Source organism: Neisseria brasiliensis (genome assembly GCF_009671065.1).
GTDB lineage: Bacteria > Pseudomonadota > Gammaproteobacteria > Burkholderiales > Neisseriaceae > Neisseria > Neisseria brasiliensis.
Window position 1 is genome coordinate 1,395,729 of record NZ_CP046027.1, and the last position, 13,496, is coordinate 1,409,224.

Here is a 13,496-nt window from a genome sequence, read left to right on the forward strand (position 1 = left end):
GCTGACCGCCTTACTGCACGGTTCACTTCACAGACGCTACGGGCACGTCCTGCCCTGAAACTTCATTTTACTTTTGCGCTGCCAAAATCTCTTGACCGCGCTTTAACACATTGATTGCACCCACAATATCCGCATTGTTTTGATAGCCACATTGCACACATTCAAAGTTTGCCTGTGTTTGACGGTTATCTTTGGCAGTATGTCCGCAAGCTGGGCAACAACGACTGGTATTTTGTGGCGGAACAGCCACCAAATGCCCACCGCGCCACAACAGCTTATAGTCCAACTGACGGCGAAACTCAAACCAAGACTGGTCTAAAATCGCACGGTTTAAGCTTGATTTGGCAGCAACGTTTTTTCCATGCTGCACGGCGTTGCCTTTAGCGGATTTGGACATATTCGCCACCTGCAAATCTTCCACATACACAATCGCGTGGTTTTGGCTGATTGCGCTGCTGATTTGGTGCAGGTAGTTTTTACGGATATTGCTGATTTTGTGGTGCAAACGGCTGATTTTTGCTTTCAGTTTCTGCCAGTTTTTGCTGAATTTGGTTTTGTGTTTGAACTGTTTTTGCAGTTTTGCTAGTTTGCCTTTCAACGTTTTGAATGCGTTGATTGGCTCAAAAAACTGACCATTGGACAATGTTGCAAATTTGGCAACACCCATATCAATCCCAGTTTCGCCACCGTTTGGCTGCGCGATTTCCTGCTCGGTTTCGGTTTGCATAGATACAAACCATTTACCGCATTTTTGCGATACGGTTACGTTTTTCAGGCTGCCTGAAACGTGTCGGCTGTTGCGATAGCGCACCCAACCGATTTTGGGCAAATAGATACGATTATTTTGCTGCTCCAATTTACAGCCTTGCGGAAAGCGGAAACTGTCTTTTTCGCCTTTGCGTTTGAATTTGGGGAAATCTGCGCGTTTGGCAAAGAAGTTTTTGAATGCGCTTTCCAAGTCTTTCAAACTTTGCTGCAAAACTTGGCTGTGGCAGTCTTTTAGCCAGTCTAATTCTCGTTTCCATTCAGGCAGCAAATTTGCGATTTTGGTGTAGCTAAATTTGAACGAATTATCTTGTTGATATTGTTCGTTTTGATACGCCAAAGCACGATTGAATACGAAACGCGAACAACCGCAAAATTGTTTCATTTTGCGGATTTGCTCGCCGTTTGGCATCAGTTCAAATTTGAATGTTTTGAGTATTAACATGATTTCATGGATAATGGAATTTTTAGCAATTTTACACTTGGTCTATGGAAAAAGAAACTGATTTAAGACGTGGTCGGCACGTTGTTTTTAATCTTCATGTACATTTGGTATTTGTCGCAAAATATCGCCGAAAAGTGTTCACAAAAGAAATTTTGGACGATATGCGCGGTATTTTTGAGAGCGTCTGCACCGATTTTGAAGCGCAACTGGTGGAATTTGACGGCGAAGATGACCATGTTCATTTACTTGTGAACTATCCGCCCAAAGTGTCTATTTCAAAACTGGTGAACAGCTTGAAAGGTGTATCTAGCCGCATGATTAGACAGAAAAATTATCCAAGCATCAAACAAAAATTATGGGGCGGTGCGTTGTGGTCGCCGTCTTATTTTGCAGGTAGCTGTGGTGGTGCGCCGATTACGATTATTCGGCAGTATATTGAACAGCAGAAAACGCCTGATTAACTGAATATCAACGGTTTTAGGACTGCTACGCAGTCCGCGCCTTATATCTCCGCCGTGAACGGCGAAGTTTTACGGCGCAGCCTGATAAATGGCTACTATCCGGATCGTGGATTTTTAGAAGGAACAGATTGGAGCTTAGAGATTGATATTGGTAAGCTTCGAATTATGTCAAGTAATTTAGCAATCTTAGAGAAAAAGCTTAGAGAAAAAACACAAGGAGATATTGAAATACAAGAGAATATCCAAGTAGAAAAAAATCTTAATGAAAAGCCAATGCCTTTAAAATTAGCCAACAAAGCTTATACGAAGTTTTGGGGTAATGCTAACCCACTTGAGAGAGATACCCACCCTGATAATGCAGATATTGCCGCATGGGTAGTTAGTCACTCAAACGACAAAATTACTCCGACCATGGCGAATAGAATAGCGCAGGTTATCCGCCCTGAATGGGCAGCAACAGGGCGAAAACCACAGAACTAATTAAAGGTAATCTACCTTTTCAGCCTTTATTTGTAAGGCTTCTAGTAAACGGAATTAGGTTAAGCGAAATCCTAATTCCGTTTTTTTATTTGTTTGCTTTTTACACAATGCACCTATCGTAAACAACCCGATGAGGTTAAGCATTATGCAATCGAATAACAAACTTATCCGCGCTAAAGAATGCGCCGCCCTGTTTGGCGTTTCTGTTTCCACATGGTGGAACTGGAACAACCCAAAAAGCCGCCATCACCGCGCCGACTTGCCCCGTCCGATTAAAGTAGGGGAAAACAGCACCGCTTGGCTGGAAAGTGAAATCAGCGACTATATCGGCAATTTGGCCGCCAACAATCGAGTATAAGGGGAACGCTATGGAACAAAATAAAACCGCCCGAAACACACAGGGCATTTCAGACGGCCTTAACCACGCCCGCCATGATAACCGCTTTTCCCCTACATCACAATGCGGCGAAATCCTAGCTATCTTGCAGAACGGCCGCAGCATTACCCACTATCAGGCGGCGCAAATGGGCATTATGGGCTTTCCGGCGCGTATCAGCGAATTGCGGGCAGCCGGTTATCCAATCATCTGCACCATGCAGCCACACGTTAACAAGCACGGCAAGACCGTGAAGCATGGCATTTTCACGCTGGCAGCAGAGAAAGGGGTAGGGGTATGAATGCGTTAATCACTATCCCTTTTTACGACCAGCCGTTAAACCTGATTGATTCAGACGGCAAGCCTTTTGTGCCTATGCGCCCGATTGTGGAATGCATGGGATTGAACTGGAAAAGCCAACAGGCCAAGTTACAGAATCGCTTTAGTTCAACCGTGGCGATAATCGCCACAGTTGCACAAGACGGCAAAGAACGTGAAATGCTTTGCCTACCATTAGAAAAACTGACCGCTTGGCTGTTAACTATTAATCCGCGCAAAGTGAAAGCCGAAATCCGCCCCACAATCGAACGTTACCAAGCAGAGAGCGAAGCGGCTTTATGGCAATACTGGACAACCGGCATTGCCCGTAAAGAAGAAATCCGCCAACAAATGGCAGAGCTGGAAGCAGAAGAGCGGGAATCATTCCAGCGGGGCAGCCAAGCAGGGAAAAGCCTGTATATCCGCCGATTAGAAAAGCAGCGCAATCAGGCGCAATTAACGGCCTTACAGCACGAATTGCCCTTTATTTGGGATTTTGCAGAGAAAGGGGCAGATCCGATACGCAACGCATTCAGACGGCATTAAGGGCGGGGGGGTAGTAAAAATCCAAGCGGATTTAGCCCCCGAACCGGTTCGACAGCTTAGATTGTGTGCTAACCGAAAATATTTTCATGCGATTAAGTGTATAATTGGCATTTTCTGCTAATTGTTTTCTGTTTAATCGTGTTTATGGACTGAAAGAAGCATATTGATTTGAATTTTCCGCCAAGTACGCGCGTGCGCGAAGCAGTCTTTTTTATGGACTCTAAAAATTCACAAAAGGCAATACGAATTTTCGGAGCAGTACGCGCGCGCGCGCGCGAGAAGGTTGCCCTATATGTTGGAAAATTCAGACGGCTATCCATCAACAAAAAATACCGCTTAATCAGCCTTTTAAATTTTGGCAGGCGTTTACCGCTTGCGAAGCTGAAAGCAATCAGGCAATAATACGGCCATCTGTTCAATAGCAGATTCAGCCGTGAGAAGCTGAACAATACGGCAAGCAGCCGCCCAAATCTTCACAGGATAGAAGCGGATTTTTTACGCTTGCGTTTCCCCTTGCATTATCTCTTTCAATGGTAAGCGGGGGCAAAGTAAGGCTATGCCTTGCTGGTTCGTATTGCCAGTTTCTCACCCTTTGCCCTTTGCTTGCCGCCCCGCAACCGTGAGAAGTTGCAGCGGCTTGATTAAGCTAATACGAAAGAGAGCATTCAAATGCAGAATCATCAAACACAGGCCGCAAAGCCTATCCGCAGCGCATTCACGCGCCCGATTATTTCTCAAAAAATCCGTAGTTTTGACACTTTGGCAGAAGCAGGCCGCCATATCGACCGCCTGCAACGCTGTAAACTCAATTACCGTTTCAACATCATTCAGACCGGCCGCCGCTGGTGTGTTTGCCGTATCGTTTCGGGCGAGGTGTAACCATGAATCACACCGCCGCTTATCGTGTTTACCGCGACACATGGGATACCGACCAACCACACACCAGCTACACCGTTGAAATCATGCGCCCCGACAATCAGAGCTGGCAGCGTATTGCCGTTGCTGATACGCGTGAGAGCGCATTACTGGCCGCGCGTTTGTTTTGCGGCCGTTACGGCTGGCAGCTTTCAGACGGCCACACGCCAAACTAAGCCCCAATAACCGCCCTTGCTATTGCCGATATGCGTTACAGCAGGGGGAAACTACACCTTCAATTTGGCGTGTGTTTCAGTAAGTGATTGATTTATATCAGTCATGGCAAAAGCAAAGCACCGCCGGAAAGTGAGCAAATATCATGAAATACGCTATCAGCACCGCATTGGCCGCCGCTGTTGTCATGACCGCCTATGCCTGTAATAAGCCCGCGACCGCTGAACCAATGGCAGCAGAGCAGGCCACCGCATGGGAGCAAGTCTATACCGCCGACCCGATGGCCGCCGTTGTTTATGAGCCGATACCGAAAGGAGCAGCACAATGAGCCGCCTTGATTATCACGAAATCCGACAACGCGCCGCCGGTAACTGGCACGGCATTTTAACCGCGCTTGGTTTGCCGTCTGAAAGCCTAACCAACAAACACCAGCCATGCCCCGCTTGCGGCGGCACTGACCGATACCGGTTTGACGATAAAGGCGGCAATGGCGGCTTTATCTGCACCCACTACAAAAGCGGCGCAGGCGATGGCTTTGATTTGCTGATGCACTATTTCGGCTATTCATTCCATGAAGCAGCGTTAGCCGTTGCTGGTGTATTGGGTATGACCGCGCAAACGCCGACCGCCGCGCCGCGTGTGGCACCGCCCCAGCCCCCTAAAACACCGCCCAAAGACCGCCTGAACAAACTGGCCGCGATATGGGAGCAAGCTGCACCGGTAAGTGATGGCGACCCTGTTAGCGAGTATCTGCAAGGCAGGGGCTTAACCATGGCCGAGCCATACCCCGAAGCATTGCGTTATCACGCCGCCTTGCCGTATTGGGCGGAATGTTCAGACGGCTGGAAAGAAATAGGCCGCTTCCCCGCCATGGTTGCCGCCATTACCGAAGCAGACGGCACACTTGCAGGCTTACACATTACCTACCTGAAACGCTGCTACACCAAACCGCAGGGCGACAGCGGCGGCCATACGCAGAGCTACACTAAATTGAATCTGCATCACCCTGAAACGGGGGCGCAATTACCGGCGAAAAAAATGCAAGTGAGATTTGAGGGCATGAGTTGGTTATCAGGCCATGCCGTGAGACTGTTTCAGCCGGTAAACAATGCCCTGATGGTGTGTGAAGGCATAGAAACCGCCTTAGCCGCGCATGAATTAACCGGCTGGCCGGTATCAGCCTGTTTAAGCACCAGCGGCCTGAAATCATTCAAATGGCCGTCTGAATTGCAGGCATTGGGCATTTATGCCGACCATGACCCCGCAGGATTGGAAGCAGCCGACAAGCTGGCACGGCGGGCAATACAGGCAGGCTTAGACGTGTTTACTTGGAAAAGCGACACCCCCAACACCGATGCCCTAGACGAATTGAACGCCATTCAAGCAGCGGAAGCGGCTGGCGGCATCAACGATTGACGGCAAAGAAAAAGCCGCCTGAATGTTCAGACGGCCTTTGCCCACAGATAAAGCATTTAACGGAGATTGAATTATGACAACCATAGCAGAGAAAGACAAGCAGGCCGATACCGGCAGCAAACCCGATTTTATCAGGCTGCGCCGTAAAACTTCGCCGTTCACGGCGGAGATATAAGGCGCGGACTGCGTAGCAGTCCTAAAACCGTTGATATTCAGTTAATCAGGCGTTTTCTGCTGTTCAATATACTGCCGAATAATCGTAATCGGCGCACCACCACAGCTACCTGCAAAATAAGACGGCGACCACAACGCACCGCCCCATAATTTTTGTTTGATGCTTGGATAATTTTTCTGTCTAATCATGCGGCTAGATACACCTTTCAAGCTGTTCACCAGTTTTGAAATAGACACTTTGGGCGGATAGTTCACAAGTAAATGAACATGGTCATCTTCGCCGTCAAATTCCACCAGTTGCGCTTCAAAATCGGTGCAGACGCTCTCAAAAATACCGCGCATATCGTCCAAAATTTCTTTTGTGAACACTTTTCGGCGATATTTTGCGACAAATACCAAATGTACATGAAGATTAAAAACAACGTGCCGACCACGTCTTAAATCAGTTTCTTTTTCCATAGACCAAGTGTAAAATTGCTAAAAATTCCATTATCCATGAAATCATGTTAATACTCAAAACATTCAAATTTGAACTGATGCCAAACGGCGAGCAAATCCGCAAAATGAAACAATTTTGCGGTTGTTCGCGTTTCGTATTCAATCGTGCTTTGGCGTATCAAAACGAACAATATCAACAAGATAATTCGTTCAAATTTAGCTACACCAAAATCGCAAATTTGCTGCCTGAATGGAAACGAGAATTAGACTGGCTAAAAGACTGCCACAGCCAAGTTTTGCAGCAAAGTTTGAAAGACTTGGAAAGCGCATTCAAAAACTTCTTTGCCAAACGCGCAGATTTCCCCAAATTCAAACGCAAAGGCGAAAAAGACAGTTTCCGCTTTCCGCAAGGCTGTAAATTGGAGCAGCAAAATAATCGTATCTATTTGCCCAAAATCGGTTGGGTGCGCTATCGCAACAGCCGACACGTTTCAGGCAGCCTGAAAAACGTAACCGTATCGCAAAAATGCGGTAAATGGTTTGTATCTATGCAAACCGAAACCGAGCAGGAAATCGCGCAGCCAAACGGTGGCGAAACTGGGATTGATATGGGTGTTGCCAAATTTGCAACATTGTCCAATGGTCAGTTTTTTGAGCCAATCAACGCATTCAAAACGTTGAAAGGCAAACTAGCAAAACTGCAAAAACAGTTCAAACACAAAACCAAATTCAGCAAAAACTGGCAGAAACTGAAAGCAAAAATCAGCCGTTTGCACCACAAAATCAGCAATATCCGTAAAAACTACCTGCACCAAATCAGCAGCGCAATCAGCCAAAACCACGCGATTGTGTATGTGGAAGATTTGCAGGTGGCGAATATGTCCAAATCCGCTAAAGGCAACGCCGTGCAGCATGGAAAAAACGTTGCTGCCAAATCAAGCTTAAACCGTGCGATTTTAGACCAGTCTTGGTTTGAGTTTCGCCGTCAGTTGGACTATAAGCTGTTGTGGCGCGGTGGGCATTTGGTGGCTGTTCCGCCACAAAATACCAGTCGTTGTTGCCCAGCTTGCGGACATACTGCCAAAGATAACCGTCAAACACAGGCAAACTTTGAATGTGTGCAATGTGGCTATCAAAACAATGCGGATATTGTGGGTGCAATCAATGTGTTAAAGCGCGGTCAAGAGATTTTGGCAGCGCAAAAGTAAAATGAAGTTTCAGGGCAGGACGTGCCCGTAGCGTCTGTGAAGTGAACCGTGCAGTAAGGCGGTCAGCAGCAGAAACCCACCGAAGCGATTTGTGAATGGCTCAATGCCGTTCACAAATCGCCGTAGGAATTCCCTCCCTTCAGGGAGGGAAGGACGTCAACAAACGGCTGATTTTTTAGCAGACAACCGCGTTATATTTAATATCAGAGGTAATCATTACCGCCTTGTCGTTAAGGTTCGTTATATCAATGGCATTGTAAAAATAGAATGGATTGGCACGCACGCGGAATATAGCAAAAAGGATTTTACAAAATGAACCAAATCAAAATTATCAAGACCCATCAAGATCATGAAGAAGCCATGGCGCGTCTATCCGCTTTGATGGATTTAGACCCTGCACCTGAATCAGACGACGATTTAGAATTGCAGGCCTTGGCGGCATTGATTGAAGCGTATGAGCGCAAACATTTTCATATCGACACCGACGAAGTTACCCCGCTGGATATTATTAAATTCCGCATGGAACAAAACGGCCTGACCCCCAAAGACATGACCGCCTACCTTGGCAGCCCCAGCAAAGTAAGCGAAGTATTAAACGGCAAACGGCCTTTGAGTTTGACCATGATTAAAAAGCTGCATCATGGTTTGAAAATTCCTGCCGATTTACTGATAGGCGGCACCTTATAGGCCGCCTGAACCCCTACACCAGCCCCGCCGCTGGTGTTTTTTATTGCCCAGACCCCGAAAAAATGCCCCGTAACAAGCAAACGTAACAAGCACAACAAGCATTCAGCAGATAGCTTGTTACGGCCAAACCCTTATCAAGCAAGGCTTTCAGCGAGCCACAACAAGGTAACAAGCGTAACAAGGCATTTTTGCACTATATAACGTTTTTTTTTGAGCGGGGAAGGGTAGCCCCTTTTTTATGGACTCAAAAAATTCACCCACCCATATATCGGAAAATTCAGGCCGCTAATATGTTACGAAATTCAGGCCGCCTTGTTTTTCGCCCCGCCGCCGGTGTAGGATAAGACCAACAAAAACGACCTGAAAAACGCATGACACAGTAAAAATGTTGGTGCTTTTGTTGGTGCTTTGATTTTTGAGTTTTAAATTTAATTTAATAAACAATGATATAGATATTCAATTCAAGCCCCGATGTCAATTCAGGCGGTTTTTTTACGTTTAGATAATAATAGCCAATAGGCCGTCTGAAAACTTGTTGATCAACAATCAGTCATCTTTCAGACGGCCTTTTATTTACTTCAACTGATCATCGCGAATGCGCACAAAAGTGGCAAAGCGCGGTGTGCCTTTTTGTGTAAAACCGCGATAGCGGTAGGTAACGGTTGCGCCGATGGGTGGTGGATTGTCGCGTTCGGCATCTTTGAATCCGCTGCCGATGCGAAATTCACCGTATTGATTGCGGCAGCCGATGGCACCGAGCCTGCCTTGGTTTTTGCCTTTGCCTTCATAATGGCGGGTTACGATGCATTCAGCATCGTGCTGGCTTTTGAGTTTTAAAAGCTGGCTGCTGCGTCCGCTGGTGTAGCTTTGTTCAGGATTGCGCAACATCACGCCTTCGCCGCCTTGGGCTTCAATATGCTTGAGAAAATCTTGGGCGTGTTGGGCATTTTGTACGGGGATTTGTTCAATCACGGTAATAGGCGCGGTGGGGCGCAGTTGCAGCCATTGTTTGGCAACATCAAGCCGCTGATAGAGATTGCCGCTGGCTTTAGGAACATCAAACACATGCAGTTTGATGTTCTGCCAATCACCTGAAGCGGATCGCACGGCAGCGGAAATTTGCTCGAATTGGCCGCGTTTGCTGAATAGTTCGCCATCGAGCGGATAGGGTGGGAAGTGGCGGGTATAATCGGCAGGCGGTATGAACGCGTAGCCTTGGCGGCTGATGAGTTGTTTGCCATTCCAATAGGCGCGTACGCCGTCGAGTTTTTCGCTCATCGCCCAGCCTTGAATGTTTTGTTTTTTGTATTCTTGTGCCAGCAGTAAATCGGTGGCAAACAATCGGCTTGAGATGAAAAACGCGGCGAAAATGGGTATGATGAGTTTCATGACGTTTGTTTCTATTTATTATAATAATCTAAGAAACTATATTTTATTACACTAACAGGCCGTCTGAAAATAGGTAGGGCGTCTGGGAAGGAATCAAATCATGGCTTTACAGGTTGAGATTATGGCGGTTACGCCGTTTCGTCAGAATTGCACTTTATTATGGGATGATGAAACGCATGAAGCGGTTTTGACGGATGTGGGTGGCGATGTACCGTTTTTGTTGCAGCAGGTTGCAGAAAAAAAGCTGACGGTAAAAGAAATCTGGCTTACGCACGGGCATTTGGATCATGCGGGCGGAGTAGATGAGTTTGTGAAGAAATGCCCTGTGCCGGTGATTGGACCGCATAAGAAAGATGATTTCCTGCTGCAATCTTTACCTCAAACCACGGCGCAATTCGGTTTTCCGGTTTCGCCTGCGGTAGTGCCGACCCGTTGGCTGAATGAGGGCGAGATGCTGACGGTTGGCCGATACGAATTTACGGTATTGCATATTCCCGGTCATACGCCGGGGCATGTGGTGTTTTATTGTGCTGCGGAAAATCTGCTGATTGCGGGTGATGTGTTATTTTACGAGACAATCGGTCGCACAGACTTCCCGAGAGGTAATCATGAAGATTTAATCAATCATATCCATAGTAAGCTTTTAGTATTGCCGCCTGAAACGCAAGTTATCCCCGGACACGGCAGATTAACGACTATTTCACATGAAAAACAACATAATCCGTTCCTTTAATTCTAACTTTAGTATGTTTTATGATGTACTCTGTAAAAACTCATTAATTTAATGAAATTCGCTGTTGTAAATAATAGTGCCTCATGTAGTATGGTTATTAATTCGCGAATATGCGGAGTTTCTACAACAAACATAAAGGAAATGGATATGTCTTTAGATTTAGGTAACTTGTTGCAAAGCCAAGGGGGTAATGTGTTGGGTCAATTTTTAACAGCCAACGGCGAGTCTGCTGAAAACAGCACGCAAGCAGCCGGTTTGGCTGTGCCTGCGATTATTGCCGGCTTGGTAAAACATGTGAGCGGCAATACTGCCAACGCTTCAGGTTTGTTGGATTTGATTACTGGTGCAGGTGGTGCGCGTTTGAATACTGCGGTTGCCGACGTGACTACCGGTAACGGTGCGAGCAGCCTGATTGATTTGGGCAAACAATTGCTGCCTAACTTATTGGGTGGTAATGCGCCAAATGTAGCCGACCAAATTGCAGCAGAAAGCGGTATTTCTAAAGCATCTTCAGGTTCATTGTTGGCATTGGCATTGCCTTTGGTATTGTCTGTTTTGCGTGGTAAAGCACAAAGCGACAATTTGAGCGGCGGTCAATTGCTGGGCTTGTTAGGCCAACAACAAGGCTGGTTGTCACGCGTATTGAGCCCGAACATGTTATCGGCATTGGGTATTGGCAGCTTGAGTGGTTTGTTCGGCGGCCTGACTAATGCGATCAGCGGTTTGGGTGCAACTGGCGCAGCGGCAACAGCTTCTACCGCGAATACCTCTGCAGCAGCGGCCGCACCTGTAGTAGCCAAAAAAGGTGGCGCAGGTAAATGGATTGTCTTGGGTCTGGCTGCGTTGGCCGCATTGTTTGCCTTCAAGAGCTGTGGCAACAAACAAGAACCTGCTCCAGCTCCTGCACCGGTTGAAGCAAGCGCCCCTGCTGCATCTGATGTAGCTGTTCCAGTAGAAGAAGCGTCTGCTCCGGTTGAAGTAGCTGAGCCAATGGCGGCCTCTGAAGTGGCAGCGCCTGTAGCTTCTGACACAACACCTGCCGTGGCTTCGGCAACTGATCCTGTGGTTCAAGAAGCAGATTCAGCGGCTCGTGTATTGGTGGAAGATGGCGTAGCCAAATTCTACTTTGCGACCGGTAAAAATGACATTGCCGAAGGTGCAGATGCCATCGTTGCAGAAGTGATTGCTGCCGGTAAAGAAGGCAAAAAACTGGTCATCAGCGGCTTTGCCGACAGCACGGGTGACGCTGCAGCCAATGAAGAATTGTCTAAACAACGTGCTCAAGCTGTTCAAGCCTTCTTTGAAGCACAAGGCGTGGACGCAGCGAATATTGAGTTGCGTAAACCTGAAAACACCACCGGCGCAGTCGGTAATGAGCAAGAAGGCCGTCGTGTTGAAGTGAAAGTTGAAGGTTAATCGAATCAGTGATGATTTGGTGAATTAAATAAAGGCCGTCTGGACGCAAATTGTTCAGACGGCCTCTTTATTATAGTAACGCATCATGCTTATTTAATATTTATTTAAAATATGGCATGAAAATTGCATGGTATATTAAGCAGAAATAAGGTGTTTTTCAATCATTTAGTGAAATTCTAAATAAAACAAGACCTAATAGTAAGATATGTCATCAATCATATCTATACTGTCATGACAATCTTATTGGCATTTTAGGTTATTGTTGAATGAAATTGTTACAAAGTGACAATAAATGTCAGTTTCTGACGATATTGGAAATATGGCACTTTGGTCATTTAGAATTGAAAAATGCCGTATGTCATTTTTTTAAGTAAGCGGCAGCAGCGTAGTGCCGGAATCAATTAAGGCCGTCTGAAAAAAGGCGGTTCGGGAAATCAAAAAGGATTATCTTATGAAAACAAATCAAATCGTTAAAATCGGTTTGTCGTTATTGGCAACCAGCTTGTTGGCAGCATGTGCCACCAAGAGCAACATTACACCGGAAGGCACCACCGACAATCCGGTGTTCCCTAAGCCTTATTCACTGACTTTCAATAACGACCGCGGCACTTTCCCAACTTGGGATGAATTAGACCAAATGCGCCCAGGTTTGACCAAAGACGACATCTACAAAATCTTGGGTCGCCCTCATTACGATGAAGGCATGGTTGGCGTGCGCGAGTGGGATTACCTGTTCCACTTCTATACCCCAGGTGTAGGCGTGGATCCTGACAACACTTCAGGTGTAGAAGGCATCACTACTTGTCAATACAAAGTGATCTATGATAAAAACAAATTTGCCCGCAGCTTCCACTGGAATCCTGTATTCCCTGAAGATGCAGCCTGTCCGCCGCCTGCCCCTAAAGCAGAGCCGCAAGTGATTATCCGCGAAGTAGTGACCACGCCGCAACGCATCCGTCAGTAATGGGATAGAATTTGAAAAAATTTTGGTTAACTACGGCCTTATTATTGGGCTTGAACACGTTTGCCAGCGCCGATGCCGTCAGTGATTACATGAAGCGTAAGAAGGTCATTGTGGATACCGCAAAGGCCGAATTGTGCTTTGCCGATGATAAACAATGTCATCCCGTGCTCATCGGTAAAACCACGCCTAAGGGTACGTTCCCGATGACCATCATGGCCACGAAAAAATCGGGCTATGGTGGAGAGGTAATCGGTTTTAAAGAAGAGCGCGATTTCTTGTTTGCCTTACATCGCGTTTGGTTGGGTAAACCTTCCGAGCGACGCATGGAACGCATTGCTTCGCCATTGGTGGCCGATCGCGTCATGACCAATGGTTGCATCAACGTTACGGACAACGTGTATGAAAAATTGCGTCATTATTTCACTTTAGAAGTGATTTAAGCGAATAGGCCGTTTGAAAAGGATGTTGGGAAACCGACATCCTTTTTTTATTTTGGGATAGAAGAATGGGGGGGCTGAATATTAGAAAGAGTATTTAGGTTGAGGCCTTTGCAAAATCTCCATTTTTGGCGCATTTCTTCGTTATGCGCTG

Annotated in this window: 19 protein-coding genes; 16 read left to right on the top strand and 3 right to left on the bottom strand. The window is 46.7% G+C overall.

Features of this window, described 5'->3' with window-relative positions:
• Positions 1–67: 67 nt before the first annotated feature.
• On the bottom strand, positions 68–1,210 hold the full coding sequence (locus GJV52_RS07110; RefSeq protein WP_095503172.1) for an RNA-guided endonuclease InsQ/TnpB family protein: 1,143 nt from the start codon (positions 1,208–1,210) through the stop codon (positions 68–70).
• Between the two features lie 44 nt (positions 1,211–1,254).
• On the opposite strand from GJV52_RS07110, the gene tnpA (GJV52_RS07115) reads away from it, so the two are divergent.
• From tnpA (GJV52_RS07115) to GJV52_RS07155, 9 genes are all read left to right on the top strand, one after another.
• Positions 1,255–1,671: an IS200/IS605 family transposase gene (tnpA, locus tag GJV52_RS07115; protein ID WP_095503171.1), complete on the top strand. Its 417-nt coding sequence runs from the start codon at positions 1,255–1,257 to the stop codon at positions 1,669–1,671.
• 54 nt (positions 1,672–1,725) lie between these two features.
• Entirely contained in the window at positions 1,726–2,151 is a 426-nt protein-coding gene (locus tag GJV52_RS07120; protein WP_100564606.1) for a hypothetical protein, read from the top strand.
• 145 nt (positions 2,152–2,296) lie between these two features.
• Entirely contained in the window at positions 2,297–2,509 is a 213-nt protein-coding gene (locus GJV52_RS07125; RefSeq protein WP_100564604.1) for a helix-turn-helix transcriptional regulator, read from the top strand.
• A 10-nt stretch (positions 2,510–2,519) separates the two neighbouring features.
• Positions 2,520–2,828: a helix-turn-helix domain-containing protein gene (locus GJV52_RS07130; protein ID WP_100564602.1), complete on the top strand. Its 309-nt coding sequence runs from the start codon at positions 2,520–2,522 to the stop codon at positions 2,826–2,828.
• Entirely contained in the window at positions 2,825–3,391 is a 567-nt protein-coding gene (locus GJV52_RS07135) for a phage antirepressor N-terminal domain-containing protein (protein ID WP_100564599.1), read from the top strand. The genes GJV52_RS07130 and GJV52_RS07135 overlap by 4 nt, the downstream gene beginning before the upstream one ends.
• A 669-nt stretch (positions 3,392–4,060) precedes the next feature.
• Positions 4,061–4,270, top strand: coding sequence for a hypothetical protein (locus GJV52_RS07140; RefSeq protein ID WP_100564597.1), 210 nt, complete (start codon positions 4,061–4,063; stop codon positions 4,268–4,270).
• Positions 4,271–4,272: 2 nt separating this feature from the next.
• Entirely contained in the window at positions 4,273–4,482 is a 210-nt protein-coding gene (locus tag GJV52_RS07145; protein ID WP_100564595.1) for a hypothetical protein, read from the top strand.
• 143 nt (positions 4,483–4,625) lie between these two features.
• Entirely contained in the window at positions 4,626–4,808 is a 183-nt protein-coding gene (locus tag GJV52_RS07150) for a hypothetical protein (protein ID WP_095502264.1), read from the top strand.
• On the top strand, positions 4,805–5,896 hold the full coding sequence (locus GJV52_RS07155; RefSeq protein ID WP_100564593.1) for a DUF7146 domain-containing protein: 1,092 nt from the start codon (positions 4,805–4,807) through the stop codon (positions 5,894–5,896). The genes GJV52_RS07150 and GJV52_RS07155 overlap by 4 nt, the downstream gene beginning before the upstream one ends.
• Positions 5,897–6,112: 216 nt before the next feature.
• Here GJV52_RS07155 and tnpA (GJV52_RS07160) read toward each other — a convergent pair whose 3' ends face one another.
• Positions 6,113–6,529 carry an IS200/IS605 family transposase gene (gene tnpA, locus GJV52_RS07160; protein ID WP_095503171.1) on the bottom strand — a complete coding sequence of 139 codons (417 nt, stop codon included), beginning with the start codon at positions 6,527–6,529 and terminating at the stop codon, positions 6,113–6,115.
• Between the two features lie 44 nt (positions 6,530–6,573).
• On the opposite strand from tnpA (GJV52_RS07160), the gene GJV52_RS07165 reads away from it, so the two are divergent.
• The 3 genes from GJV52_RS07165 (at position 6,574) to GJV52_RS07175 (ending at position 8,403) form a co-directional block, all read left to right on the top strand.
• Complete coding sequence (locus GJV52_RS07165; RefSeq protein ID WP_095503172.1) at positions 6,574–7,716, top strand: RNA-guided endonuclease InsQ/TnpB family protein; 1,143 nt, start codon at positions 6,574–6,576, stop codon at positions 7,714–7,716.
• 103 nt (positions 7,717–7,819) lie between these two features.
• Positions 7,820–8,032: a type II toxin-antitoxin system HigB family toxin gene (locus GJV52_RS07170; RefSeq protein ID WP_154212931.1), complete on the top strand. Its 213-nt coding sequence runs from the start codon at positions 7,820–7,822 to the stop codon at positions 8,030–8,032.
• Positions 8,029–8,403, top strand: a complete 375-nt coding sequence (locus GJV52_RS07175) for a helix-turn-helix domain-containing protein (RefSeq protein ID WP_154143250.1) — start codon at positions 8,029–8,031, stop codon at positions 8,401–8,403. The genes GJV52_RS07170 and GJV52_RS07175 overlap by 4 nt, the downstream gene beginning before the upstream one ends.
• Positions 8,404–8,976: 573 nt before the next feature.
• Here the strand turns inward: GJV52_RS07175 and GJV52_RS07180 are convergent.
• The gene (locus GJV52_RS07180) at positions 8,977–9,792 is read right to left on the bottom strand and encodes a DNA ligase (RefSeq protein ID WP_100564441.1); all 816 of its coding nucleotides are present in this window, start codon (positions 9,790–9,792) and stop codon (positions 8,977–8,979) included.
• A 100-nt stretch (positions 9,793–9,892) separates the two neighbouring features.
• On the opposite strand from GJV52_RS07180, the gene GJV52_RS07185 reads away from it, so the two are divergent.
• The 4 genes from GJV52_RS07185 (at position 9,893) to GJV52_RS07200 (ending at position 13,345) form a co-directional block, all read left to right on the top strand.
• Positions 9,893–10,525: an MBL fold metallo-hydrolase gene (locus tag GJV52_RS07185; protein ID WP_100564443.1), complete on the top strand. Its 633-nt coding sequence runs from the start codon at positions 9,893–9,895 to the stop codon at positions 10,523–10,525.
• A gap of 147 nt (positions 10,526–10,672) precedes the next feature.
• Entirely contained in the window at positions 10,673–11,941 is a 1,269-nt protein-coding gene (locus tag GJV52_RS07190) for an OmpA family protein (RefSeq protein WP_100564445.1), read from the top strand.
• 451 nt (positions 11,942–12,392) lie between these two features.
• Complete coding sequence (locus tag GJV52_RS07195) at positions 12,393–12,905, top strand: outer membrane protein assembly factor BamE (protein ID WP_095502270.1); 513 nt, start codon at positions 12,393–12,395, stop codon at positions 12,903–12,905.
• A gap of 89 nt (positions 12,906–12,994) precedes the next feature.
• Positions 12,995–13,345: a murein L,D-transpeptidase gene (locus tag GJV52_RS07200; protein WP_229437006.1), complete on the top strand. Its 351-nt coding sequence runs from the start codon at positions 12,995–12,997 to the stop codon at positions 13,343–13,345.
• The last annotated feature ends 151 nt before the right edge of the window (positions 13,346–13,496 follow it).

Excerpts from the sequence above, each read along its gene's own strand:
- GJV52_RS07135 (WP_100564599.1), top strand. The coding sequence starts at position 2,825 with ATGAATGCGTTAATCACTATCCCTTTTTACGACCAGCCGTTAAACCTG.
- GJV52_RS07185 (WP_100564443.1), top strand. The coding sequence starts at position 9,893 with ATGGCTTTACAGGTTGAGATTATGGCGGTTACGCCGTTTCGTCAGAAT.
- GJV52_RS07110 (WP_095503172.1), bottom strand. The coding sequence starts at position 1,210 with ATGTTAATACTCAAAACATTCAAATTTGAACTGATGCCAAACGGCGAG.
- GJV52_RS07195 (WP_095502270.1), top strand. The coding sequence starts at position 12,393 with ATGAAAACAAATCAAATCGTTAAAATCGGTTTGTCGTTATTGGCAACC.
- GJV52_RS07180 (WP_100564441.1), bottom strand. The coding sequence starts at position 9,792 with ATGAAACTCATCATACCCATTTTCGCCGCGTTTTTCATCTCAAGCCGA.
- tnpA (WP_095503171.1), top strand. The coding sequence starts at position 1,255 with ATGGAAAAAGAAACTGATTTAAGACGTGGTCGGCACGTTGTTTTTAAT.
- GJV52_RS07125 (WP_100564604.1), top strand. The coding sequence starts at position 2,297 with ATGCAATCGAATAACAAACTTATCCGCGCTAAAGAATGCGCCGCCCTG.
- tnpA (WP_095503171.1), bottom strand. The coding sequence starts at position 6,529 with ATGGAAAAAGAAACTGATTTAAGACGTGGTCGGCACGTTGTTTTTAAT.
- GJV52_RS07175 (WP_154143250.1), top strand. The coding sequence starts at position 8,029 with ATGAACCAAATCAAAATTATCAAGACCCATCAAGATCATGAAGAAGCC.
- GJV52_RS07165 (WP_095503172.1), top strand. The coding sequence starts at position 6,574 with ATGTTAATACTCAAAACATTCAAATTTGAACTGATGCCAAACGGCGAG.
- GJV52_RS07150 (WP_095502264.1), top strand. The coding sequence starts at position 4,626 with ATGAAATACGCTATCAGCACCGCATTGGCCGCCGCTGTTGTCATGACC.
- GJV52_RS07190 (WP_100564445.1), top strand. The coding sequence starts at position 10,673 with ATGTCTTTAGATTTAGGTAACTTGTTGCAAAGCCAAGGGGGTAATGTG.
- GJV52_RS07170 (WP_154212931.1), top strand. The coding sequence starts at position 7,820 with ATGCCGTTCACAAATCGCCGTAGGAATTCCCTCCCTTCAGGGAGGGAA.
- GJV52_RS07155 (WP_100564593.1), top strand. The coding sequence starts at position 4,805 with ATGAGCCGCCTTGATTATCACGAAATCCGACAACGCGCCGCCGGTAAC.
- GJV52_RS07200 (WP_229437006.1), top strand. The coding sequence starts at position 12,995 with ATGAAGCGTAAGAAGGTCATTGTGGATACCGCAAAGGCCGAATTGTGC.
- GJV52_RS07130 (WP_100564602.1), top strand. The coding sequence starts at position 2,520 with ATGGAACAAAATAAAACCGCCCGAAACACACAGGGCATTTCAGACGGC.
- GJV52_RS07145 (WP_100564595.1), top strand. The coding sequence starts at position 4,273 with ATGAATCACACCGCCGCTTATCGTGTTTACCGCGACACATGGGATACC.
- GJV52_RS07140 (WP_100564597.1), top strand. The coding sequence starts at position 4,061 with ATGCAGAATCATCAAACACAGGCCGCAAAGCCTATCCGCAGCGCATTC.